This is a genomic window from Sporichthya brevicatena (assembly GCF_039525035.1).
In the GTDB taxonomy this organism is placed as follows: domain Bacteria; phylum Actinomycetota; class Actinomycetes; order Sporichthyales; family Sporichthyaceae; genus Sporichthya; species Sporichthya brevicatena.
In genome coordinates this window covers 171891-195919 of sequence record NZ_BAAAHE010000007.1, presented here as the reverse complement: position 1 = coordinate 195919, position 24029 = coordinate 171891, and the positions used below count along the sequence as shown (strand labels likewise).

The following is a 24029-nucleotide window of genomic DNA, read 5'->3' as shown; positions in this document are numbered from 1 at the left end:
GACGCCTAGATCAGGCGGCCGACGTCCTTCGCGACGATGTGGTCCATCGCCCGCTCGACGATCGCGGCGATCGTCCACGACGGGTTGCAGCCCACGGTGCTGCCCGGGATCAGGGCGCCGTCGAGGACGTAGAGCCCACGCTGACCGAGGACCCGGCCTTCGAGGTCGCAGACGTCCCCCATCGCCGCGCCGCCGAGCGGGTGCCACGAGACGGGGTCGAGCTCCGTCGTGTTCAGCAGCATCGCGTGCGGACCGGTGATGCGCCGAACGCGTTCGTGGATGGCGTCGGCCACGCGCGCGTCGCCGGTCCGCGGGAAGCGCAGCACGGCCTCCTCGCGGCGGGAGTCCCACACGAACCGGCCGCGGTCGGCGCTGACGCCGTAGCCGCAGATCATCGTCGAGCGCTCGTTGCCCGGAAGCGGCGGCAGGGCGGCCTGGACGACGGTGTTCGCCGTCTCCGCGTCGCCCCAGTCCTTGCTCGCGTAGATCACCGGGCCGCCCTGCGGCGAACCGAAGCGCTCCTCGGTGTCGGTCCAGACGTAGATGCGGTCCGCGTTCGAGCCCCAGTTGGTGCCGAGCTTGTCCGGCAGGTCGCGGATCGTTCCCGTGTTCGCGGCGCGCAGCAGCAGCTTGGTGGTGTTCGCGCTGCCGGCGGACATGATCAGCGTCCTCGTCGTGAGGACCTTGCGCTCGCGGACGTTGCCCTCGGTGTCGATGCGCTCGACGTGCACCTCCCACCGGCCGTCCCGCGCCTGGGCGACGTCGGTCACCTGATGCAGCGTCAGGACCTGGACGCGACCGGTCTGCTCGGCCTGCTTGATGTAGGTGACGTCGACGGTGTTCTTGCCGCCGTTGTTCACCCCCATCGCGCAGTCGCCGTTGGTGTAGGCCGGCTTCATCTCGCCGCGCAGCTCGGCGAGGGGGTAGTTCCAGTCGATCGGCATCGGGACCTTGGAGACGGCGTACCCCTGCTTACGGGCCCGCGACGCGAACACCCGGGCGGCGAAGTAGTTCCGGGTCTCGATCAGCTCGTCCGGCGCCGTGGCGAGCTTCAGCATCCGGGCCACGCGCGGGAAGTGCACGCGGTCGAGGCGGTCGTAGTCGAGCGCCTCCGGGAACGTCGTGTGAAACGTCTCGGCCGTCGGCTGCAGGCTCATGCCGTGGTAGATCAGCGACCCGCCGCCGACGCCGGCGGCACACATGATCGCCATGTGGTCGCCCTGCACCCGCTCGAGCAGACCGGTGTACCGGCGCTGCGGGAGCGGGAAGCGGAGGAAGGTCGGTGACCCGAGCCACGAGAGCCGGTGGTCCAGGCTCGCCGGGTTGGGGCTGGTGTGCGGGAACGTGTCGACGTTCGGCGCAGCCGGCCAGCGGATGCCCCGTTCGAGAACGGTCACGGGCACGCCGGCCCGGGCCAACCGGAGGGCGGCGATGCCGCCCCCGAAGCCGGAGCCGATGACGATCACGCGGTGGGACTCGCGAGTGGTGGGGATCCGCGCGGCGGACGCGGACGAGGCCTGGGCGAGAGCCAGGCCGACACCGGCGGTGCCGGCGAGGAAGGTGCGGCGGGAAAGGGCGGACATCCCGCGAACTTGACACTCTGACCAATTAGTGTCAACCGGAACGGCGCAGCTCACAGCTGGGCGCGGGGAGACCCCCGCGGCGCCGGGCCCGCCGGGTGACGGACGACACGTCCCCCCGGCGTCGTCTCGGACCCGCGGGCCGCGAGCTAGGAGTGGGACGGAGCCGGGGCGGCGCCGGGGAGCAGGAAGCCCATGTCCTCGGGGTAGCACCAGAACCAGTCCTCGCCGGGCTCGAAGGAGCGGATCAGCGGGTGGCCGGTGCCGTGCCAGTGGCCGGTGGCGTGCTTGCCGGGTGAGTTGTCGCAGCAGCCGACGTGGCCGCACTGCTGGCACATCCGCAGGTGGACCCAGCGGCCGCCCTCCGCGAGGCACTCGTGGCAGCCGTCGTCGCTGGGCGCGACGTCGGCGATGGTGTCGAGGTGTGAGCACGTCGCCATCGGGCGGCCTCCGGGAGGTTGTGATCTGCGCCGTCCGCAGTATGCGCCGATTCGTACCCGGGTAGGGCACCGACGTCGCCACGGTGGCGACGTCGATGAGTTCCGGAGGGCACCGTGTTGCTGCTGCTGGCGCTGGTGGTGTTCCTGCTCTTTGCCGGGCTGGGCTTCTTCGCCCACGTGTTCTGGCTGGGCCTGCTCGCGGCCGCGCTCCTGCTCGTGCTGCACATGTGGCGCGAGGGGCTGGCGCGGGAGACCCCCACGTCGCGCTTCAACGTCCGGCTGGTCGCCGCGTTCCGCGGCTTCCTCGACGACCTGCTGAGCTCCCGGGCCCGGCAGCGCGCCGCCCGGGTGCGCGAGTCGGCGGACGCCGGGACCCGCACCGCGGCCCCCGTCGGCACCCCGGCCCTCCCGCCCGGGGACGACCTCGACGCGGAGATCCAGGACGCGGAGATTGTCGAGGACGAGGCTCAGACGGCGGTCGCGAAGCGTCGCGCCAACCGCTGGCGCGCGATGACGCCGGCCAAGATCGCGCAGGCGCAGGAGATGGCGGACGCGGGTGCGACGCAGAAGCAGATCGCCCGCAAGCTCGGCGTCAGCCGCAGTACCGTCTCCCGACACCTGGCGGCGCGCAGCTGACGCTCCTCGTCAGAGGCGGGCCCAGACCAGGCGCTGGGACCGGCCGCCCGGCACCCGCGGCTCGACCGTGAGCGTCAGGCGGCCGTCGCGTTCGCCGATCGTCCGCTCGAGGGTGGTGCCGATCCAGTCCGGGATGAGCGCGACCGCGACCTCGTGGCGGACGACGTCACCCTCACGGGTCCAGGATCCGGCGTAGGAGACGAAGTGCTTCGCGATCGCGGCCCACGCCGCGTCGGTGGCCTCGCCGGCCCGGGTACCGAGCGCCGGCCGGTCCGGGGCGCCGAGCATCGCCGACATCGTCCCGTCGGCGGAGTACTGGATGCGTCCGATCGGCGCGTCCCCGAACGGCGTCGTCACCGTGCCGTCGCCGGCCACCATCTCGAACGCCTCGAGCGTCCACGTCCCGACCAGATCCATGCGTTGTTTCTACCGGGGCGCCGCGGCGCCGGTCAGTCCAGGTCCTCCGCGAGCTCCCGCGTGACCGATCCGACGCCGGGGACGTCCGCGACGCGGGCGAACAGGTCCTGATCGTTCCCGCGTCCCCCGAGGGCCAGCGTGACCGAGACCCAGGAACGGGAGTTCTCGTCGGTGGACGGCTGGGCGTGACTGAGGCGGCGCACCGTCCAGCCCGCCGCGGTGGCGTTCTCCAGGACGCGGCGCAGCACACCCTGACCATCGGTATAACGCACCGTCAGGTGCACGATCGTGGATCGACTTCCGGGCAGCTGACGGCTGAGCGCCGTGTACCCGAACACGACGACGAAGTGCAGCAGCGTCACGAGGCAGGCGAGCAGGGGCAGGCCCGCCCCGGCGGCCATGCCGATCCCGGCGGTCTCCCAGACGGAGGCCGCGGTCGTGAGGCCCTGGACCGCGCCCTGCCGGGTGAGGATCAGGCCCGCGCCGAGGAAGCCGACCCCGGACACGATCTGCGCCGCCACGCGCGACGGGTCGAAGGAGACGTGCTCGTCCGGCAGCACGTCGCCGAAGCCGTACTTGCTGACCAGGAGCATGAGCGCCGCGGTGGTTCCGACGATGGTCTGGGTGCGCAGGCCGGCGGCCTTGCCCCGGAGCTGTCGTTCGAGCCCGATCAGCGAGGAGAGACCGAAGGCGAGCAGCAGTTCGCCGACCTGACGCATGCCCTGGCCGTGGCCGGCCGCGCTCGCGGTGGCCAGCGCGGCGTTCATCCCCTGAATGTTGCCGGGCCGCGCCGGCCGGAAACCTGCGTCAGGAGACCTTGCAGGGGTCGTCGGGGAGCTTGACGTCCGTGCCGTCGAAGGTGAACTCCAGCCCCCGGTCGGTCGGGTTGAGCGAGACGTTCACCCCGGTCGGGAGCTCGCGGAGCGGGATGCGGATCTCCGGGAAGTCGGAGAAGTCCAGGTCGCCGAACAGCGGGGTCGAGATCTGCCCGGGCTGCAGGACGATCTCGCCGTTCTCGATGCGCGGGGTCGTCGTCGCGGAGCCGGAGAACAGGCCGATGCCGCCGGTGATCTTCAGCCGGCCGTCCCCGCCGTTCGAGATCGTCATGCCCATCGCCCGCTCGCTCATCGCCTCGAACGTGACGAGGCCCGAGCCACGGAGGGAGTCCATCTCACCCCCGGCGCCCTTGCGCTCGACGCCGGAGGCCTCGACCGCCAGGTCCGCGACCCGGACGCCCTCGGCGTTGGCGTCGTGGGCGGTCATCCGCATCCCGTCCAGGCGGCCGCGGATCAGATCGGTGAGCAGCGGGAAGCCGGAGATCTCGACGTCGGGCTTGTCGGGCGTCTGCAGGCAGTCCTGGACGCGACTCGCGACCATGCGCTCGACCACGATCTCGGCCCCGCGGTCGAGGCCGAGCAGGCCGAGCGCCCCGGCGAACACACCCACCGCGGACCAGGTGGCGATCTTGCGACGGCGTGACCAACTCATCGGTGACACCCTCTCAGATCGCCCCTGGCCATCGGATGCAGTGGTCGTCAGATGATCGTGCCGACGTCCTTCGCCACGATGTGGTCCATCGCCCGTTCGGCGACGGCCGCGATCGTGAGCGAGGGGTTGCAGGCGGCGGTGGTGCCTGGCATCAACGCCCCGTCGAGAACGTAGAGCCCCCGGTGGCCGAGGACGCGGCCCTCCAGGTCGCACACCTCGTTCATCGACGCCCCGCCGAGCGGGTGCCAGGTCGTGGTGTCCATCCCGGTCGTGTCGAGCAGGAACGAGGCACCACCGGCGATCCTCGTGACCCGCTCGTGGATGTGCTGCTGGATCCCGGCGTCGGCCTCCTTCGGCCAGCGCAGGACGGCCTCGTCGCGGCGGGAGTCCCAGACGAACCGGCCCCGGCCGCTGCTGACGCCGTAGCCCACGAGCATCGTCGCCCGGTTGTTGCCCGGGACCGGCGGGAGCGAGGCCTGGATGACCGTGTTCGCCGTCGCCGGGTCGTCCCACGCCTTGCTGGCGTAGATCACGGGACCGCCCTGCGGGGAGCCGAACCGGTCGTGCAGGTCGGTCCACATGTAGATGCGGTCGGCGTTCGAACCCCAGTTGGTGCCGAGCTTGTCCGGCAGGTCGCGGATCGTGCCGTGGTTGGCCGCACGCATCAGCAGCTTCGTGGTGTTCGCACTGCCGGCGGCCATGACGAGCGTCTTCGCCGTCAGGATCTTGCGTTCACGGACGTTGCCCTCGGTGTCGATGCGCTCGACGTGCACCTCCCACCGGCCGTCGCGCGCCTGCGCGACGTCGGTGACCTGATGCAGAGTCAGGACCTTGACGCGACCGGTCTGCTCGGCCTTCTTGATGTAGGTGACGTCGACGGAGAACTTGCCCCCGTTGTTGACGCCCATCGCGCAGTCGCCGTTGGTGTAGGAGGGCTTCATCTCCCCGCGCAGCTCGGCGAGCGCGTAGTTCCAATCGATCGGCATCGGCACCTTGGAGACCGCATAGCCGTTCTTGCAGGCCCGGGAGGCGAACACCCGGGCCGCGGTGTAGTTCGGGGTCTCGATGAGCTCGTCCGGCGCGGTCGCGAGGTGGAGCATCCGCGCGACGCGCGGGTAGTGGACGCGGTCGAGTCGGTCGTAGTCGAGCGCTTCCGGGAACGTCGCGTGGAAGACCTCGGCCGTCGGCTGCAGGCTCATGCCCTGGTACACGAGCGATCCGCCACCGACGCCGGCGGCACACATGATCGCCATGTGGTCGCCCTGCACCCGCTCGAGCAGACCGGTGTACCGGCGCTGCGGGAGCGGGATCGGCAGGAAGGTCGGCGAACCGAGCCAGGACAGGCGGTGGTCCAGGCTGCGGAGGTCGGGCTCGGTGTGGGGAAAGGTGTCGACGTTCGGCGCGGCCGGCCAGCGGATGCCCCGCTCGAGAACGGTCACCGGGACCCCGGCCCGGGCCAGCCGGAGCGCGGCGATGCCGCCCCCGAAACCGGAGCCGATGACGATCACGCGGTGGGACTCGCGGGTCGTGGGGATCCGCGCGGCGGACGCGGACGAGGCCTGGGCCAGCGCCAGGCCCACGCCGGCGGTGCCGGCGAGGAACGTGCGGCGAGAGAGGGCGGACATCCCCCGAACTTGACACTCTGGTCGAACAGTGTCAAGCGGAACGGCGCAGCTCACACGGACGAAAGGCCCAGGGCCGGGCGGAGGACCCGATTCAGGTAGCCCCGCAGGTCCTCGTCGGTGCGGATCAGGTCGCTGTCCAGGGTCAGGACGGAGAGCCCGAAGCGCAGCAGCGTCTCCATGACGTCGGCCCGCCGCTCCTGCAGGTGCGGCGCCCGCTCGAACAACGGGCCGACGAACGCCTCCGCGAACGGGACGGCCCCGGCCAGGACCTCCGAGTCGAAGATCGGGTTGTCCGTGTCCGGGAAGAGCAGCACGGCCAGGGCCGGCGTGTCCCGAAAGGCGGCGCGGCCCGCGACGAGGAGCTCGACGACGTACTCGCCCGGGTCCTCGATCGACTCCAGGTGCTCGATGATCTCCCCGAGCGCCCGCGAGCTCATCACGGCGATCGACTCGGAGATCATCTCCTCGCGCGTGCCGAACTGCGCGTAGACCGTCTGCCGTGACACGCCCGCGGCCGCCGCCACGGACGCGATGTTCACGGCCCGCAGCCCACCCTCGGCGATGAGGCCTTCGACCGCTTCCAGAACCCGTTCCCGTGCACTCACCGGCACATTTCTACCAGCCGGCGCCAAGATCAAAGCTGACGCGCCGTCACCTCGCCGAGTCGGGCCGGGACGTGGACGTAGCCCCGGAGCAGCGCGTTCGGCCCGAGCGTCGGCTCGCCGGCCTTGGCCAGGTTCGGGAAGCGCTCGAACAGCCGGCCGAGGCCGACCTCGCCCTCCATCCGCGCCAGGGAGGCGCCGAGGCAGATGTGGACGCCGGCACCGAGCGCGAGGTGCTCCTTGGCGTTCGCGCGGGTGACGTCGAAGCGGTTCGGGTCCGGGAAGGCCGCGGGGTCGCGGTTCGCGCCGGCGAGCAGCGTCGCCACCATGCGCCCTCGCGGGACCTTGACCCCCTGGATGACGACGTCCTCGACCGGGTACCGGGCGGTGATCTGCACCGGACCGTCGAGGCGGAGCATCTCGTCGATCGCGGTGCGCCAGTACTCGGGCTGGGCGCGGAGGATCTCGAGCTGGTCCGGGTGCGCGAGCAGGCGCAGGGTGCCCGAGCCGATCAGGTTCACCGTCGTCTCGAAGCCGGCGAACAGGAGCAGGCCGGCGGTCTGCATGAGCTCCTGCTCGCTCAGGCCCGCACCGGAGCGACCCTCGTCGTCGGACGCGGCGACCATGCGGCTGAGCAGGTTGTCACCCGGGTTGCGGCGGAGCTCGGCGAAGTGCTCGAGGAACCAGCCGTTCATCTCCCGCAGTGCACCCTCGATGTCGCGGTAGGTGCGGTAGGGAACACCGAGCGCGGCGATCTGCAGAATGCGGTCGCCCCAGGTCATGAACGTCGGCTGCAGGTCGGCCGGAACGCCGAGGATGTCGGCGATGACGAGCACCGGCAGCGTGCCGGCGTACTCCTCGACGATGTCGGCGACGCTGCCGTCACGGTGCTTGTGCTCCATGCGGTCGAGCAGTTCGTCGGCGATCTCCTCGGTGCGCGCACGAAGGGCGTCGATCGCCTTCGGCGTGAAGGCGCGGCTGGCGACGCGGCGGATCCGCAGGTGCGTCTGGCCGTTCTCCATGATCATGGTCGGCCGCTCGGTGAACGGGACCGCGAGCGGGTCCTCGGCCCACGCGAGCAGGCGCCGCAGCGGCTTCGGCAGCATCTCGTCGGGGATGCCGGAGCGGAACGACTCGTGCCGCAGCAACTGGTACGACACGTCGTGCCGGGCGGTGGTCATCATGTAGCGGCCGGGGACGATCGGCCCCTGCGCGCGGAGCTGGTCGTAGACCGGGAGGGGATTGCGCTGCAGGGCCCGGTCCACGTTGAAGCGGGCGAAGGTGTCGCCCGTCCGGGCGCCGAGCTTCATGCTGACGGCAGGGGCGGCCTGACGCAGCGACCAACGCAGGGCCGACTTCAGGTCCGGCCGCGGAATCGGCCGGGTCGCGGGGGTGGTGGCCCGCGGCGAGGTGAGGGTCATGCCGACATGGTTGACACTTTCGGACAAAAGTGTCAAGTGAACAGTTCGGGTCAGTGCTCGCACACTGACCCGAACGGCGTAACCGACCTGACGGGGCCTAACCGCGCGGCGTGGTCCTCGCCCCGTGGGCCGCGGCGACGACTCGGGTGCGGGTCGGACGGCGGGTACTGCGGACCTTCGCCGGAGCCGGCCGCTGGCCCGGGACCTGCGCGTTTGCCCGGTCCACCAGGCGCGGGGCGATCATCTTCGGCTCCCGCGGCGCAGTCTTGCGGAGCTCGATCATCTCGGCCCCGATCTCCTGCAACTGCTTGCGTCCGAGGGCCTCGCGGACGTCGGGGAACCAGGAGGACTCCTCCTCGTCAATGTGATGCTCGACGCTCTCGATGAGCACGGTCACCTTCGCCGTGTACCGCTCGTCGTCGGGATCCATCTCCGCCAGCTCGGCGCAGAGCAGGTCGGCGACGTGGTGCTCCTCGTAGGACTCGAGGATGTCCGACTCGATGTCCGGCACCATCTCGCGGACCTTCGGGTAGAGCCCCTCGTTCTCGATGTAGGTGTGCACCGCGAGCATCTCCAGGATCTGCCCGACGATCTTCTGCTTCTCCGCCGGCTTCTCCGCCTTCTCGAAGCGACGGAACAACCGCTTGATCTCCTTGTGCTCCTCACGCAGCACGACGATCGCATCGGTCGACATGGGCCTCTGTCCTTCCGGTACGGAGCGGGCGACTCCGGGAACTGTGGCCATTCCCTGCCCGGGATTCCGCTTCGCATGCGGGCGCCGCGGCGGGCAGAGTCGCGCTCGACCCTGCACCAGAGATGACATCTCCAATGCAGGGGTTGTCACGATGAACGCACGGCGGTGGCGGTTAAGGTCGGGCGCATGAGCGAACCGATCGTCCGGACCCCGATCCGCGTCCGGTACCACGAGTGCGACGGACAGAAGATCGTCTTCAACGCGTGGTACCTCGCGTACGCCGACATCGCGCTGACCGAGGCGGCGCGGGAGCTGTTCGGGAGCTACGGGGCGCTGGAGGCGACCGGGTCCGACGTCGTGGTGGCGGAGGCGAACGTTCGGTACCTCGGGTCGGCGGGGTTCGACGACGAGCTGATCGTCGCGGTGTGGACGCAGCGGCTCGGGAACACCTCGATGGTGCTGCGGTTCGACATCACGAAGAACGACGAGTTGATCACCCAGGTGACGACGCGCTACGTCTGGGTCGACACCGAGACCCACAAGCCGAAGGCCCCGCCGACCGAGGTCCGCGAGGCCTTCGCTGCTCACCTGCTCGTCGAGCAGGAATCCTGATTGCGGGTCAGCCCACCGGGTTGACGCCGACCTCCGCACCGTCGAGGTCGGAGATCTCGTTCCAGCGCCGGCCGACCTCGTCGATGGTCGGGACGTCGGAGAACGTGACGCCCTTGCTCTGGAACTGCGCGACCCGGTAGACCCGGCCACCGCCGACCACGAAGACGCTGCCGGACTCGGTGAGCTCGTCGGTGCACAGGTGCCCGACCACCGGCGCGACGTGCTTGGGGTCGAGCGCAGCGAGGACCTCCGGCGGGGCGACGTCCTCGGTCATGCGCGTCGCGGCCATCGGGGCGACGGCGTTGGCGAGGATGTTCGCCTTGCGACCCTCGATCGCGAGGGTGTTGATCAGGCCGATCATCCCGCCCTTGGCGGCTCCGTAGTTGGCCTGACCGAAGTTGCCGAAGATGCCCGAGGTCGAGGTCGCGACGACGATGCGGCCGTGCTGCTGCTCGCGCAGGTGCGGCCAGGCGGCGTGGATCGTGTGGAACGCGCCGTAGAGGTGGACCTGCAGGACGGCGTCCCAGTCCTCCGCGGTCATCTTGTGGAACGCGCGGTCACGCAGGATGCCCGCGTTCGCGATCACACCGTCGACGCGACCGAAGGCGTCGAGCGCGGTCTGCACGATCGCCGCACCCCCGGCCGCGGTGGCGACGCTGTCGTAGTTCGCGACCGCCGTCCCGCCCGCACCGGTGATGTCCGCGACGACCGCGTCCGCCGCGGCCGACCCGGCGCCCGTGCCGTCCCGCGAACCACCGAGGTCGTTGACGACCACCTTCGCGCCCGCCGCCGCCAGCGCGAGCGCGTACTCGCGCCCGAGGCCGTTACCCGCCCCGGTGATGACGATGACCCGGTCCTGCACTCCCGCCATGCCTGCTCCTCGTCCGACGCCCTCAACGACTACTCGGACAGACTGTACAGACAACCTGCACGCCCCACGGCCCGCGCTTCACTCGCTGCAACCAGGCCTCACTCGCCAGGCCGGGCGAGTAAGCGCTGTCGCCGGCGAGTGAAGCGCGTTCGGCAGGGGCGTCAGAGGCCGAGGGGGTGGTACCGGCCGATGATCAGGTGCTCGAGGAGGCCGCGGGCGGTGTCGGTGCCGGCGCCGCACTCCACGTCGACGTCGCAGCGGACCTGGCGGTGCCAGCGGTGGAGCTGCTGCGGGTCGGGGCCGGCCAGGTCGAGGACCTCGCGGGCGAGGCGGTACTCCCCGTGCGCGAGGCCGTGCGCCCACTCGGGATGGCGGTAGCCCAGACCCTGCATCTCCAGGTGCGCGGTCGGCCGGAATCGCAGTCGCAGCTGCTCGCCGTCCTCCGTCAACGCGGTGAGGGTCGCCGAGCGCACCCAGCGCGTCCCGGGCTCGAGGTCGAGGGCCATCGTCCCGGTGCCGTGGACGAACTTCTCCGGCCCGGACCCGTGCGGGCACAGGACCAGCTGGGTGTTCCACGGCCGCCCGTCGGCGTCCGCCTTCGTGTGCCAGAACAGCGTGCGGCCCGGAAGATGCACCGGCGTCCAGAGCCAGAAGTACTGCGGCTCGACCGGGGGCTGGAGCGGCTGCGGGTCCCGTGCTCCGACCGGGCGCACACCCCACGACCGGTCGCGCAGGCCATCGACCACGGAGAGCCGGTGCGTCCGGTCGGCGACCGTCACGGTGCCGCTGACGTCGCAGGCCTGCGACAGGCGCGTGTAGTCCATGAACGACCGAGTGCCGACGCGCTGGATGAACCTCGGTTCCTCGATCGGGAAGTGACGCCCGGTCAGCGTGAGGTCGCAGGCGAGCTCGTCGTCCTCGACGACGACGCGGATCTCGTGCAGCGGCTCGACGATCTCCAGCCGCACCGGCCCGATCGCCGTCGTCGCGCGGTCGGTGAGCGTCTGCGAGACGTGCAGGCAGTACTGCTTCCCGTCCTGCACCACGGACAGGTGCGCGTCCGCGACCCCGAGATTCGGGTAGAGCCCGAACGCCACGGTGACGAGCAGCCCGTCCTCGCCGAACGCGCCCAGGTAGGCGCGGTCGTAGAAGTTGCGGTCGGTGCCGGCGACGGCGAGGGGTTCAGGGGTCTGGTGGACGAACCACTCGTCGGCCCCGGTGAGCATCAGGAGCCGACCTTGACCGGCAGCTTCTTGATGCCCCGGAAGAAGTTGGACCGCAGCCGCTCGGGTTCCCCCACGACGTCGAGGCGCAGGTCGCGCCGGATCAGCTCCTCCAGCAGGATCTCGCCCTCCAGCTTGGCGAGATGCGAGCCGAGACAGAAGTGCGGGCCCCACCCGAAGCCGAGGTGCTTGTTGGGACTGCGGTCGAGGACGAGCCGGTCCGGGTCGTCGAAGACGCGCTCGTCCTGGTTCGCGGAGGTGAACCAGAGCACGACCTTCTGCCCGGCGCGGATCTGCCTGCCGTGGAGCTCGACGTCGCGGGTGGTGGTGCGGCGCATGCAGACGATCGGGGAGATCATCCGCACGAGTTCGTCGACCGCGACCCGGGGCTTGACCTGCCCGTCCTTCAGCCGCGCCCACTCGCTCGGGTTCTCGTGGAGCAGCAGGACGGTGCCGGTCATGAGGTTCCGCGTGGTCTCGTTCCCGGCCACCAGCATCAGCAGGTAGTAGGCGTCGAGCTCCTCCTGGTCGAGCGGGACGCCGTCGATGTCGGCGTGGGTGAGCAGGCTGATCAGGTCGTCCGTGGGCTGCGCGCGGCGCGCGGCGGTGAGCGTGTGGAAGTAGTCGAAGATCTCGGTCCGGGTCCGGGCGACCACCGAGGGGTCGGCGACGTAGTCCGGGTCGGTCTGACCCGAGATGACGTTCGTCCAGGCGATCAGCTGGGACGTGTCCTCCGGCTCGACGCCGAGCAGCGCGCCGAGGACGAGGATCGGGATGCGCGCGGTCGCGATCGGGACCAGGTCGGTCTCCCCCGCGGCGACGACGTCGTCGAGGTGGGCCGTCACGAGCTCACGGATCCGCGGTTCGAGCCGGAGCATCCGCGCGCGGGTGAACTCGGCGGCGACGAGCTCGCGCATCTCGCGGTGGCGTGGGGCGTCCATGTTGTGGATCGACGGCTTGCCGTGACCCTCCGCCCGCCGGCTCTGGATCTGCGTACCCTGCGCGCTGGAGAACGTCTCCCAGTCCGACCCGGCGGCCTTGACGTCCTCGTACCGCGTGAGCGACCAGAACCCTTCCCCGCCGTCGGGCTCGTCGTTCCAGTGGCACGGATCCTCGTCACGCAGGACGCGGAACAGGGCCCCGTCCTCGGCCCGGACGAACGGGTCGAGATCCATCAGGTCGATCTGCTCTGGCCGCACGTCAGTCCTCGGGTCCGTCGATGGCGTCACCGCCCGTACGCAGTCTCGCGTGTCCGTGTCGGTCATGTGAAGCAGACGGGCTTGCTGCTCGGCGACGTCCAGCCGCGCGAGTCCAGCTTCACCGGGTAGTAGCAGTTGTTCTCGGGTGAGCTCTTCTGCCCGGGCGAGAAGGTGACCGGCGCGCTCAACCCGCCGAACGTCTCCTTCTTCAGCTTTCCGAGCCCGTCGAGGATCGCGGCCGTCGTGAGAGGCTCGGCCGCCTTCGCGCCGAGTTTCTCGACGAGGACCCGAAGCATCTCGCCCGCGACCCAGGCCTGCGAGGTGGCGCCGTCGGAGTCGGCGTCGGGCGCGTACAGCTTCATCGCGTTCGCGTACGCCTGCTGAGCGGCGTTGTCGGCGCGCATCCACGGGAACACGATGTGCGCGACCGAGACCGTCGCCTTCTGCGCATTGGCGTCCTTGCTGACGACGCTGCCGGTCGCGATCGCGGAGGTCGCGATCGCCGGGAAGTAGTTCAGCGCCGCGCAGGAGCGCAGGAACCGCTGAATCGCGGAGCCGTCCATCGCGAGCAGGAGCTGGTCCGCCCCGGCGTTCTGGGCCGAGCGGCACTGCGCGGAGAAGTCGGTGCCGGTGATGCTCATCTGCGTCTCGTAGACGACCTGCGCGCCGGCCTTCGTCGCGCCGCCCTGCTTGAGCACCTGGTAGGCGTCCGTGCAGTTGTTCGCCTCGACGCAGTAGACGAGACCGATCTTCTTCCTGCCCGCCTCGACGTTCTGCTTCACCGCGCCGATGATCGTCGCGGAGAACGTGGTGCCCTGCGGGAACAGGTACGGCGACTGGTTCCAGTCGAAGTTCAGCGAGTCACCACCGACGGCCGGCACCTTGAGCGCCTCGACCGCGGCGCGGAAGCCCTTGATCGAGATCGGGACCGAGCTGCCAACCAGCGCGACCGCGCCCTTGTTCTGCACCAGGTCGCGGACGGCGGCGTTCGACTTCGACGGGTCGGACGCGTCGTCGGCCTGGACGAGCCGGATCGGGTGGCACGCGATGCCGCCGCGGGCGTTCATCGCTGCCACCCAGACCGGCAGACCGATCTTCGACCCCGCGAGGGTGTTGCTGACGATCCCGGTGAACCCGCCGACCTGGCCGATGGTGATCGGCGCCAGGGACTGTGTGCACCCTGCCGCCTTCGGGGCCTCGGCGGTCTGGGCCGCGCCCCCCGGTTTGGCGGCCTTCGCCGAGCCGTTGGACGCGGTCGCGACTTCGGTGCTGCCGGCCGTCGTGCCCGGCGCGGTGGTCGCCGAGCCCGCGGCGGGGGACGGGGCGGCCGCCGCGGATCCGTCGACCGCGCCGGGGGCGGTGCCCGGAGCCGGGAGCGCGCCGACGCCGCCGACGGCGTTCTCGACGGCGGAGACCGTGGAGCCGCCCGGGCCGTTGGCGGCCGCGATGGCCTCGATGCTCTGCCGGGTACCGCAGGCCGAGGTCGCCATCGTCCCGGCCAGCACGAGAGCCAGCAGGGCGTAACGGGACTTGTGCTGACGCATGTCGCTCCTAAGCGGAAACTCGATCGGCGCTGCCGACGCTGCCGCCGACGTAGCTGGTGAACAGGTCCTCGCCGTCGAGCTCGGACGGCTCGCCGGCGAAGGAGACCTGACCCTTGTTCAGCAGGTAGACCGCGTCGGCCACCTCGAGGGCGCGCTGGACGTACTGCTCGACGATGAGCAGGCTCGCGCCCTCCGCGGCGAGGCGACGCAGGAACTCGAAGATCTCGTCGACGATGCGGGGCGCGAGGCCCATCGACACCTCGTCGAGCAGGACGACGCGCGGCCGCTGGATGTAGGCCCGGGCGAGGGCGAGCATCTGCTGCTCGCCGCCGGACATCGTCCGGGCGAGCTGGTTCATTCGCTCGCCGAGACGCGGGAAGGCGGAGACCGCGCGGTCGAACGCCTCGGACTCGCTGCCCTTCGTCGCCTGGAGGCGGATGTTCTCACGCACCGTCAGACTGCCGAAGACCCCACGACCCTCAGGCACGTGGCAGATGCCGCGGCGCGCGAGCTGGTGCGGGGTCGCTGTGGTGAGGTCCTCGCCGTCGAAGGTCCGGCGGCCCGCGGACAGGCCGATCACGCCCGAGGCAGCGCGCAGCAGGGTCGTCTTGCCGGCGCCGTTCGCGCCGAGCAACGCGACGACGCTCCGCGGCGGCACGGTCAGGTCGACACCGCGGAGCACCGTGGTCGCGCCGTAGCCGGCCCGGATGCCGCGCAGGCGGAACAGTCCGTCGCTCATGCCGAGGTCACCGCCGTCCGGGCGCGGGTGGTCCGGGGACGCGGCTTGCGCCCGGGCAGGTTGCCGGCCAGGCCGGCGGGGCCGCGCCGGCGCTCGGCGGACGCCACGGCCCGCGCGCCGAACCAGCGGTCGAGGCCGCCCTGCGACGCCGCGGCGGCGACGATCGCGCTGAAGCCGAACAGGGCCTGGATCGCCGAGCCCGTCCGCTCCCCCTCCAGGTACGCCGGGACCACGTAGAGCAGGACGGGCGCGAGAAACGCCGCCGGGATCGTGGCGCGACCGGAGATGGTGAGGACCGCGAGCGCGATCAGCGAGGCGGTGAAGGGGAACGCGAACCCGCCGACCGAGCCGAACAGGCCCGCGTACATCGCGCCGCTCACGCCGGCCATCGCGGCGGAGAGACAGAAGACGAGGACCAGCGTCACCGTCGTGCTGACGCCGAGGGTGACCAGCGCGGTCGGGGAGTCCGAGAGCGCGCGCAGCAGACGGCCGAGGCGGCTGCGCTCGACGACCGCGACGACCAGCGAGCCGGCGACCGCCACCGCGAGCAGCACGTAGTAGTAGCGCTCCTCGGACTCGAAGCCGGCCGGGCGGTGCGTCTGCAGCTTCTGCCCGAAGCCGAACATGTAGTCCTTGGTGTAGAAGAACTGCGCGAGGAAGACACCGAAGCCGAACGTCGCCAGCGCGAGGTAGAGGCCGGACAGGCGGATCGCCGGGATCGCGACGAACGCGCCGACCGGGATCGTGATCAGACCCGCGACCAGCAGCGCCGGCAGCCACGGGACGCCGCGGCCGAGCAGGTGCCCGAACGCAGCGGCGCCGACGGCGGCGAACCCGACCTGGCACAGCGAGATCTGGCCGGAGACGCGGACCAGCAGACCGAGCGAGAGGAACAGCAGGACCTGAGCCATCGCCAGGTTCCACACCGGCTGCTTGGCGCCGACCAGCGTCGGGATCGCGAGAAGCACCGCGAGCGCGAGGCCATAACCGGCGACGTGGGTGCGCACGCGAAACCGGCTGACCGGGACGGCGCGCGACTTCACCGAGCGGCCGACCTCGACGAGCTTGCCGCGCGGGGTGAACAGCAGGATCGCGAAGAGCGCGAGGAACGGGACGTTCAGGTCGAGGCCGGTGAGCGCCGGGTAGTCGACGACCTGCTGGCTGACCAGCTTCTGCACGACGCCGATGCCGATGCCGCCGACGAACGCGAGCGGCAGGCTGGCGAAGCGTCCGATCGCGGCGGCGCCGAAGGCCTGGACGACGAGGAGCGAGAGGACGTCCACGTCGAGCTGGCCCTGCGCGCTCGCGAACAGGACGCCGGAGACCGCGGCGAAGACCCCGCCGATCATCCAGCTGATGCGGCGCACGGTGGCGGGGTCGTACCCCGTCATGTCGAGCAGCATCGAGTCGTCGACCGCGCCGCGCATCGCGACTCCGAGCTTCGAGACGCGGAAGAGCACGTAGAGGCCGACGGCCGCCGCGACCCCGACGCCGACGGTGATGAGGTTCTCGACCGTGACGCGCACGCCGTCGACGGAGAAGGCGGTGCCCTGCGGCAGGAACGGCGCGAGGGTCTTCGCCTCGGGTCCGTAGACCAGCTCGATCAGGCCGCGGAGGCCGACGAGCAGGCCGACGGTGCCGGCGATCTTGTACGTGACCGGGACGTCGGCGAGGACCGCGGCCATGCGCTCGAGCAGCAGGCCGGCGAGCGGGCCGAACACCGCCGCGACGACGAGCACGGCGAGCGGCCAGGGCAGCCCCTTCTCGACGTGGAGGCTGTAGAAGACGAACGCCGCCGCGGCCGAGACGGCACCGTGGCCGAAGTTGAACAGGCCCGAGGTCTTGTAGGTGAGGACGAGACCCATCGCCGAGAGGCCGTAGATCGCGCCGGCGGTGACGCCGAAGATGACGTAGGGCAGCAGGTCGTTCATGCCGCGCACACCCGGCACTCGGGGACCTCGGCGTCCGCCGGGACCTCGGCGACCTCCTTGCCACGGGCGTACTCGCAGTCCGGGCGGTGCACCTTCGTCATGCCCGGTCCGATGACGCGGACGTCAGCGGTGGCGACCACCTCGACGCGGCCGAGGTCCATCGCGAGCAGGCGGCGACGCAGCGCGACCCGCTCCGCGCGGATGCTCCGCAGCCCGCCACCGAGCCAGACCGCGCCCGCGAGACCGCCGACGGCGAAGGCCACGACACCGAGAACGAGGAACGGGACGACGTCGTCCATGTGCGTCCGCCCGCTGGCACCGACCCACGCCGCGGTGACGCCGACGGCGGACAGCGCCGCGAGCGCGACGGAGGCGACGGCGGTGCCGCGCGTCCAGGCGCCGGCCGGGCCCAGGTAGGGCGCGCGGTGCTCGGGAGGGAGGACGGTCACCGGTGCTCCGCGAGGTGCGGCAGGCGCTCGGCGTGCAGCTCGCGGAGGGCGCGGAGCTCGCGCCACTCGTCCCGCAGGTCGGCCGAGATCCACAGGACCGCGCCGAGCCCGAGCAGGAAGAGCCCGACGAGACCGCCGGAGATCAGGTACGGCAGCTGCTCGACGACGTAGAGGGCGTCGCTGATCCCCATCCAGCCGAGGACGAGCGCGACCAGCCCGGCGACGAACGCCGCGCCCGCGGCCGCGCGGTCCCACTGGACCCGCAGCCAGCTGAGGAACCCCATCAGACACCCTTTCCGCGGGAGACGCTCATCGATCGGACGATTCCGGCGGCACCCATCGCCACCGCCGCCGCCAGTCCGAGGGCCAGGTAGACCGGGGCGAGGTCAGGGTGCGCGTACGACGCGCTCGTGAGGGCGGCGCGGTCACCCGCGGCCGGGGCGGTGCCGAGGTCGACGGTCGGGACCGTCGCACCTGACGCAGCGTCAGGGATCAGACCGGGCAGCGCGGCGTTGTCGACCGCCGGGGTGGTGTCGGGAGTCGTGGCGGCCGGAGTGGTCCCCGTCGCCGGCGCGAGGGCGGGGATCGCGGCGGCCGGGCGGACGGTCACCGAGGCCGCGGTGCGCCCGAGCGTCACGCTGACGGGGGTCTCGCCGTTGACCTGGGGGTTCTCCGGCGGCGCGGGCAGGACGCCGGAGATCGTGAGCGACGGGGAGATGATCCCGGTGTCGGTCTCGACGGCCTTGGCGAACGTCATCGTGAGGCCGACCGCCCGGAACGCGTCCGCGACGGCCGCCGCGTCGACGGGCACGGAGTTCTTCGGTGCGCCCGGAACCTCGAGGAAGAACTGGCCGTCGACGAAGCCGAGGTCCGGGCCGGTGATCTGCGCGCCGGCGCCGAGCGGCGACTCCGGTGGGACCGTGATCGTGATGCCCCGCGCCGTCAGGCGGCCGATGCTCAACGTGCCGCGGCGGGTGCGGTTGCCGCTGTCGTCGGCGACGGTCTCGGCCGAGGACCGCAGACCGGAGATGAGGAGCTTGTCGAACAGCACGACGGTGTCGATGAGCGAGGAGGCGGAGGCGGACGTACCGCCGGTGACGCGCTCGACGCGGGCGTCGGTCGCGGCCCGGTTCGCTCCGGTGCCGAGGGCGGCCCGCGCGGCCGCGAGGTTCACACCGCTCTCGGCGTGCAGGTCGACGCCGGGGGCGGTGACGTCCTTCGGCTTGTCACCGGCCGAGGTGACCGCGACGAGCGGGAAGTCCAGGCCGCCCAGTCCCTTGCCGCCGGCCTGGCTGAACGCGATGCCGGTGGCGGAGTCACCGAGGTACGGACCGGCCGCGAGCGCCGAGGACTCCCCCAGCGACGTCAGCCGGACCCGCGACTCCGGGGCCGACTGCTCGAGGCTCAGACCGAGCGGGACAGAGGGGTTCGTCGCCGTGACGAGGTTGCCGTAGGCGACGGCGGTCCCGTCGTAACTTCCCCCGGGCGTGACGTCGGCCGCGGCGAGCGGGGCCACGCCGAACAGGGCGACCCCGGTGGCCACGGCGATCCCGACGAGCAGCTTCACGCGATCTCCTTTGTGACGTGACTGTCACAAACTAAGCCGGTGCGCTCCGGATCACAAGGGGTCGAACCGCCAAATTCGCGCCTGTTTCCGCGCACCCGCCACGCACAGCCCGAACAGTCGATGTGACTCCTGCGTCGCTGATGTCAAAAAAGGGTGACACCCCTTACTGCGCAGTAAGGGGTGTCACCCTTTCTTGACGTCGGCCGAGGTGGGCGGTCAGGCGGGGCCCGTCAGGCGGGGGCGGAGCGGGCGGCGAGGGCGCGGGCCGCGAGGAGGCCGCCGTCGAGTTCGAGGTCGACGCCGTTGACCCAGGACGCGGCGGGCGAGAGGAGGAAGGCGACGGCGGCCGCGACCTCCTCGGGGCGGCCGAGACGGCCGACGACGTCGGCGGACCCGTCCACGCTCGCGCCCATGGAGACACGGAAGTCGCCGAGGATCGGGGTCTCGATCGGGCCCGGGCTGACGGCGCTGACGCGGACGCCCGAGCCGAGCAGGGCCGCCGCGCGTGCACGGGCGTGCAGAACGAGCAGCTTCTTCGACAGGTCGTACGCCGCTGACCCGTCGACGCCCTGGGCCGCGGCGAAGGCGAGCACCTCGTCGTCGCCGGCGTCGACCAGAGACCACGCCACGTCGTCCTCGACCCCGGGCCGGCGCGCCGCCAGCGAGGTCACGTGCACGACGGAGGAACCGGCGAACATCCGGCCCGTCACCGCGTCGGTGAGCCGGCGCGCGGCGAGGAAGTTGACGCGCAGCACGACGTCCGGCGCCTCGGTGCCCGGTACCCCGGCGACGTTCGCGAGGCCGTCGAGCGCGCCGATGCCCGCGGCGAAGGCGTCGATGCCCGCGGTGTCGGTCAGGTCGAGCGTGACGCGCTCGCAGCCGGCCGGCACCCCGGTGACGTCACGGTCGACACCCACCACCGAGTGCCCCGCGGCGATGAGCGAGGTCGCGAGCGCCTGCCCGATCCCGGAACCCGCGCCCGTGACGAGATACCTGCTCACGCCAGCACCGCCTTGACCTCGCAGAACTCCAGCAGGCCCCACTCACCGAGCTCGCGGCCGACGCCGGACTTCCCGAACCCGCCGAACGGGGCGCCGGGACGGGTCCGCGTCCGGACGCCGTTGACCTTCACCTGACCCGCCCTCAGACGCGCGGCGATCGCGGCGATCCGCGCCGGGTCCGCACCCCAGATCTCCGCGGACAGGCCGTAGTCGGTGTCGTTGGCCACCGCGATCGCGTCGGCGTCGTCGTCGTACGGGAGCAGGACGAGCACGGGCCCGAACACCTCCTCGCGCGCGACCTCGGCGTCCCGCTCGACGTCCGCGAGCACGACCGGCGCACAGTACGGCGGCGCCAGTTCGGCGACCGGCCCGAGCGGGCGCGCGCCCGCCGCCATCGCGCGGTCGACGAACCCGCGGACCCGCTCGTACTGCGCGGCGCTGACCAGCGGCCCGAGGTCGGTCGCGGGATCGCTCGGATCGCCGACCCGGAGCGCGGACGCCGCGGCGGCCGCGAGCGCCTCGACCCGATCCGCCGACGCGCGGGGATACAGCAAGCGCGTCGGGGCGTTGCACGCCTGGCCGCTGTTCACGAACGCCGCTCGGACCGCGCGCGGGATCACCTCGTCGAGGTCGACGTCGTCGAGCACCACCGCCGCACTCTTGCCCCCGAGTTCCAGCGCCACGCGCCGGATGGCCGCACCCGCGAGCGCGCCGACCTTCGAGCCGACCGCGACCGATCCGGTGAACGACACGACGTCGACGCCGTCCGCGGTCACGAGGGTCTCCCCGACCGTCGGGCCGCGCCCGTGCACGAGGCCGAACACGGCGGCGGGGACACCGGCCGCGATCGCGAGTTCGACGAACCGCGTCGGCCCGGTCGGGGCGAGCTCACTCGGCTTGAGCACCACGGCGCACCCGGCCGCCAACGCGGGCGCGAGCTTGGTCGCGCACTGGTAGACGGGGAAGTTCCACGGAGTGATGGCGGCGACGACACCGGCGGGCACGTGGTGCACCTCGAAGCCGTCGTGCTTCTGCAGCCACGGGAAGTCGCGCGCCGCCGCAGCGGTGTTCTGCAGGACGGCGGCGACGAGTTCGACCTGCGTCACCCGCGCGAGCGCGAGGGGCATCCCCATCTCGGCCGACGTCACGGCGGCGATCTCGTCACCGGCGTCGAGGACGGCCTGGGCCCAGCGGTCGAGGATCGCCGCGCGGTCCGCCACCGGCACGTCGCCCCAGGCCGGGGCCGCAGCGCGCGCGGCAGCCACCGTCGTCCGCACGCCGGCGGGCTCCGTCTCCGCGACGGCGGCGACGACGGAGCCGTCGACCGGGCTGATCACCTGGATCTCGTCCACGGGACTCCCTTGTTTGCGACGAGCGAATCACATTGGTCGCCACCAGGCAAGACCAGTCCTGGAACCTTCCGGAAGGGGTTCCCCCGACCGGCTCCGATCCGTATGGTGTGACTCGGCAGTCGCATTCCGCGGCGCCGTCAGCCGTCCGGGAGGTGTCGCGTGGAGTCCGACGTCCTGGCGCTTGCGGTCTCCGATCCGACGCCGAAGCCGGGCAACGCCCGCGGCCGCCGCACCCGGGCCCAGCTGGTCGACGCGGCCACCGCGTGCTTCGGGGAGTACGGCTACGAGCGCACGCGGATCCAGGACATCGTCACCCGTGCCGGGGTCTCGCAGGGCAACTTCTACCGGCACTTCGAGTCCAAGCGCGAGATCTTCCTCGAGGCACTCAAGCCCGGTCTCGAGGACCTGCTGGAGGCGCGCGCCGGACTGCAGGACCACACCGACGCGGACGCGCTCGCCGCCGACACCGTCCTCTACCTGCGCACGTACAGCCGGCACCGCCACATCCTGCGCGTCATGCGTGAGGCGGCGGCGGTCCGCAGCGACGGCTTCGACGAGCTGTGGCTGCAGCTGCGCAGCAACTTCGTCGCCCGCACCCAGGGGTGGCTCGAGCGGCTGCACGCCGACGGGCGCATCGGTGACGGCGACTTCCCTCAGCTGGCGGCGGTGCTCGGCGCGATGGTCGAGCAGGTCGCCTACGTCCAGATCGGCCTGCCCGACCGGACGCCCCGCGACGAGGAGATCCAGCGGATCGCCCGCGTCATCGGCGACGTCTGGCACCGGGCGCTCCCGCCGGTCCCCCGCAAGGCAGCCAACACCAGGACAGCGAACCCCAAGACAGCGAACAAGAAGCCCCCCGCCAAGAAGTAGTCCGTCCCGTCCCAGGAGGACCCGTGCACGCCTGGCCGCTGAACGACACCGCGTCGACCGTCTTCCCGCTCACCTCGCGGGCCAACGTGGGCGAGATCTTCCCGGACCCCATCACGCCGCTGAACGCCTCGACCGGGTTCTTCGCGAACCTGGAGAAGGGCTGGCGCGACGCGTACGTCGCGACGGGCGCGTGGAACCAGGACCTCTACGACGCGGCGATCCCGCACAACCCGATCATCATGTTCGGCAGCTACATCTACATCAACATGTCGCTGATGCGGCTGTTCGGTGTACGCGTCCCCGGCTTCACGCCCGAGGCCGTCGACCTGCAGTACTTCGGAGACATGCCCGGCATCCCCTCGTACGAGTCGGAGAAGCGCGACTTCGACTCCGACGCTGCCGCCTCGGAGAAGGCCGGCGCGTGGCTGGTCGGGCAGGTCCTCGGGGCCACCGACCTCGCGCCGTTCGACGCCGACCGTGCCCGCGTGCTGGACATCCGCCGTACGCGCCCGGACCTGACGACGCTGTCCGACGCCGACCTCGCCGCCCGCATCACCTCGTTCAACGACGACCTGCGGCACTTCTTCTGCAACCACATCGTCGCGAGCCTTGCCTCCGGCGTCGGGCTCGGCGCGGTCGCGCAGTTGTGTGCGGCGATCGGGAAGCCGGAGCTCTCGCTGACCCTCGTCGCGGGCATCGGTGACGTCGACTCCGCGGGCGCCTCGCGCGGGATGTGGGCGCTCTCGCGCAAGGTCCGCGCGAACGCCGAGTTGACCGCCGCCTTCGACGCGGGTGTCTCCGGTCTGATGGGCCGTCTGCAGTCGCTGGACTCCGTGGACGCCAAGGCGTTCCGGGTCGACCTGGAGTCGTTCCTCGACGAGTGGGACTTCCGCGGGCAGAGCGAGTGGGAGATCCGCGCCGAGACGTGGAGTACCGACCCCGAACTCGCGCTGTCGATGATCGAGCGTCTGCGCCTGGTTTCCGACGACGAGGCTCCGGAGGCGAAGAACGCGCAGCGTGCCGCCGAGCGCGAGGCCGCGGCCGCCGGGATCCGCGAGGCGCTCGCCGGGAACGAGGCCCTGCCGCAGTTCGAGGCCGCACTGCATGCGGCCGCGCTGTGGGTGCGCGCACGTGAGCGGCAACGGACGTCGGCCGCGATGCTCATCCACGAGCTGCGGCTGGCGTCGCTCGAACTCGGCCGCCGGGGCACGGCCGCCGGAGCGCTGCCCGAGCCCAAGCGCATCTTCATGCTGTTCGCCGACGAGCTGCCCGCGTACGTCGAGAACCCGGCGGCCTTCACGGACACCCTCGCCGAGCGGGAGCGCGTCTACCTCGACCTGTTCAACTACATCCCGCCGTTCGTCGTCGCGGGCCAGCCGGCGGACTACACCGAGTGGGAGCGCCGCGACGCGCACACCGCCGCGCGCCTCTCGGCCGGCGAGGTTCTCACCGGCGTCTCCGGCTGCCCGGGCGTCGCTCGCGGCCGGGCCCGCATCGTGCTGAACCCGGACGCGGCCGACGACTTCGAGCCCGGCGACGTGCTCGTCGCCCCGATCACCGACCCGTCGTGGACGCCGTTGTTCGTCGGCGCGTCGGCGGTCGTCGTCAACGTCGGCGCACCGTTCTCCCACGCCGCGATCGTCAGCCGGGAGCTCGGCATCCCGTGCGTCGTCTCCGCGATCGACGCCACCGTCCGGATCCCGGACGGCGCGTTGCTCGAGGTCGACGGCACGACCGGCGCGGTGACGGTGATCGAGGCCTGACGCTG

At 71.6% G+C, this 24029-nt stretch carries 23 protein-coding genes and 1 pseudogene; 4 read left to right on the top strand and 20 right to left on the bottom strand.

Features of this window, described 5'->3' with window-relative positions; translation table 11 throughout:
* Positions 1-5 precede the first annotated feature (5 nt).
* Positions 6-1583 (bottom strand): GMC oxidoreductase, encoded by a 1578-nt coding sequence (locus ABD401_RS04090; RefSeq protein WP_344601880.1) that lies wholly within the window; start codon positions 1581-1583, stop codon positions 6-8.
* A gap of 146 nt (positions 1584-1729) precedes the next feature.
* The gene (locus ABD401_RS04085; RefSeq protein WP_344601878.1) at positions 1730-2020 is read right to left on the bottom strand and encodes a UBP-type zinc finger domain-containing protein; all 291 of its coding nucleotides are present in this window, start codon (positions 2018-2020) and stop codon (positions 1730-1732) included.
* A 114-nt stretch (positions 2021-2134) separates the two neighbouring features.
* Between ABD401_RS04085 and ABD401_RS04080 the strand changes: the two genes are divergently transcribed.
* Positions 2135-2656, top strand: a complete 522-nt coding sequence (locus tag ABD401_RS04080; RefSeq protein ID WP_344601876.1) for a helix-turn-helix domain-containing protein — start codon at positions 2135-2137, stop codon at positions 2654-2656.
* A gap of 9 nt (positions 2657-2665) precedes the next feature.
* Here ABD401_RS04080 and ABD401_RS04075 read toward each other — a convergent pair whose 3' ends face one another.
* The 7 genes and pseudogenes from ABD401_RS04075 to ABD401_RS04045 all read right to left on the bottom strand — a co-directional run.
* Complete coding sequence (locus tag ABD401_RS04075; RefSeq protein WP_344601874.1) at positions 2666-3073, bottom strand: lipocalin-like domain-containing protein; 408 nt, start codon at positions 3071-3073, stop codon at positions 2666-2668.
* Between the two features lie 32 nt (positions 3074-3105).
* On the bottom strand, positions 3106-3840 hold the full coding sequence (locus ABD401_RS04070) for an MgtC/SapB family protein (RefSeq protein WP_344601873.1): 735 nt from the start codon (positions 3838-3840) through the stop codon (positions 3106-3108).
* A gap of 40 nt (positions 3841-3880) precedes the next feature.
* The gene (locus tag ABD401_RS04065) at positions 3881-4561 is read right to left on the bottom strand and encodes an LmeA family phospholipid-binding protein (RefSeq protein WP_344601871.1); all 681 of its coding nucleotides are present in this window, start codon (positions 4559-4561) and stop codon (positions 3881-3883) included.
* Between the two features lie 47 nt (positions 4562-4608).
* Positions 4609-6186 (bottom strand): GMC oxidoreductase, encoded by a 1578-nt coding sequence (locus ABD401_RS04060; RefSeq protein WP_344601869.1) that lies wholly within the window; start codon positions 6184-6186, stop codon positions 4609-4611.
* A gap of 50 nt (positions 6187-6236) precedes the next feature.
* Entirely contained in the window at positions 6237-6791 is a 555-nt protein-coding gene (locus ABD401_RS04055; RefSeq protein WP_344601867.1) for a TetR/AcrR family transcriptional regulator, read from the bottom strand.
* Between the two features lie 29 nt (positions 6792-6820).
* The gene (locus tag ABD401_RS04050) at positions 6821-8209 is read right to left on the bottom strand and encodes a cytochrome P450 (protein ID WP_344601865.1); all 1389 of its coding nucleotides are present in this window, start codon (positions 8207-8209) and stop codon (positions 6821-6823) included.
* 247 nt (positions 8210-8456) lie between these two features.
* Positions 8457-8903 (bottom strand): annotated as a pseudogene (locus ABD401_RS04045) (hemerythrin domain-containing protein); the annotation flags it as partial.
* A 186-nt stretch (positions 8904-9089) separates the two neighbouring features.
* Between ABD401_RS04045 and ABD401_RS04040 the strand changes: the two are divergent.
* Positions 9090-9515: an acyl-CoA thioesterase gene (locus tag ABD401_RS04040; RefSeq protein ID WP_344601863.1), complete on the top strand. Its 426-nt coding sequence runs from the start codon at positions 9090-9092 to the stop codon at positions 9513-9515.
* A gap of 7 nt (positions 9516-9522) precedes the next feature.
* Here the strand turns inward: ABD401_RS04040 and ABD401_RS04035 are convergent, their stop codons facing one another.
* The 11 genes from ABD401_RS04035 to ABD401_RS03985 all read right to left on the bottom strand — a co-directional run bounded on the left by ABD401_RS04035 (position 9523) and on the right by ABD401_RS03985 (position 21391).
* Positions 9523-10386 (bottom strand): SDR family NAD(P)-dependent oxidoreductase, encoded by an 864-nt coding sequence (locus tag ABD401_RS04035; protein WP_344601861.1) that lies wholly within the window; start codon positions 10384-10386, stop codon positions 9523-9525.
* A 161-nt stretch (positions 10387-10547) separates the two neighbouring features.
* On the bottom strand, positions 10548-11612 hold the full coding sequence (locus ABD401_RS04030) for an Rv3169 family protein (protein WP_344601859.1): 1065 nt from the start codon (positions 11610-11612) through the stop codon (positions 10548-10550).
* Positions 11612-12808: a cytochrome P450 gene (locus tag ABD401_RS04025; RefSeq protein ID WP_344601857.1), complete on the bottom strand. Its 1197-nt coding sequence runs from the start codon at positions 12806-12808 to the stop codon at positions 11612-11614. Before ABD401_RS04025 ends, ABD401_RS04030 begins: the two co-directional genes overlap by 1 nt.
* Before the next feature lie 62 nt (positions 12809-12870).
* Complete coding sequence (locus tag ABD401_RS04020) at positions 12871-14352, bottom strand: ABC transporter substrate-binding protein (RefSeq protein WP_344601855.1); 1482 nt, start codon at positions 14350-14352, stop codon at positions 12871-12873.
* A gap of 7 nt (positions 14353-14359) precedes the next feature.
* The gene (locus ABD401_RS04015; RefSeq protein WP_344601853.1) at positions 14360-15091 is read right to left on the bottom strand and encodes an ABC transporter ATP-binding protein; all 732 of its coding nucleotides are present in this window, start codon (positions 15089-15091) and stop codon (positions 14360-14362) included.
* On the bottom strand, positions 15088-17022 hold the full coding sequence (locus ABD401_RS04010; RefSeq protein WP_344601851.1) for a branched-chain amino acid ABC transporter permease: 1935 nt from the start codon (positions 17020-17022) through the stop codon (positions 15088-15090). Before ABD401_RS04010 ends, ABD401_RS04015 begins: the two co-directional genes overlap by 4 nt.
* The gene (locus ABD401_RS04005; RefSeq protein ID WP_344601849.1) at positions 17019-17471 is read right to left on the bottom strand and encodes a hypothetical protein; all 453 of its coding nucleotides are present in this window, start codon (positions 17469-17471) and stop codon (positions 17019-17021) included. Before ABD401_RS04005 ends, ABD401_RS04010 begins: the two co-directional genes overlap by 4 nt.
* The gene (locus tag ABD401_RS04000; protein ID WP_344601847.1) at positions 17468-17755 is read right to left on the bottom strand and encodes a hypothetical protein; all 288 of its coding nucleotides are present in this window, start codon (positions 17753-17755) and stop codon (positions 17468-17470) included. The genes ABD401_RS04005 and ABD401_RS04000 overlap by 4 nt, the downstream gene beginning before the upstream one ends.
* Positions 17755-19038 (bottom strand): hypothetical protein, encoded by a 1284-nt coding sequence (locus ABD401_RS03995; protein WP_344601843.1) that lies wholly within the window; start codon positions 19036-19038, stop codon positions 17755-17757. The genes ABD401_RS04000 and ABD401_RS03995 overlap by 1 nt, the downstream gene beginning before the upstream one ends.
* A 230-nt stretch (positions 19039-19268) precedes the next feature.
* A complete protein-coding gene (locus ABD401_RS03990; protein ID WP_344601841.1) occupies positions 19269-20039 on the bottom strand; it encodes an SDR family oxidoreductase in 771 nt (256 codons plus the stop codon).
* Positions 20036-21391, bottom strand: coding sequence for an aldehyde dehydrogenase family protein (locus tag ABD401_RS03985; protein WP_344601839.1), 1356 nt, complete (start codon positions 21389-21391; stop codon positions 20036-20038). The genes ABD401_RS03990 and ABD401_RS03985 overlap by 4 nt, the downstream gene beginning before the upstream one ends.
* Before the next feature lie 159 nt (positions 21392-21550).
* Between ABD401_RS03985 and ABD401_RS03980 the strand changes: the two genes are divergently transcribed.
* The gene (locus ABD401_RS03980; protein WP_344601837.1) at positions 21551-22261 is read left to right on the top strand and encodes a TetR/AcrR family transcriptional regulator; all 711 of its coding nucleotides are present in this window, start codon (positions 21551-21553) and stop codon (positions 22259-22261) included.
* A 23-nt stretch (positions 22262-22284) separates the two neighbouring features.
* Entirely contained in the window at positions 22285-24024 is a 1740-nt protein-coding gene (locus ABD401_RS03975) for a PEP-utilizing enzyme (RefSeq protein ID WP_344601835.1), read from the top strand.
* Positions 24025-24029: the final 5 nt, after the last annotated feature.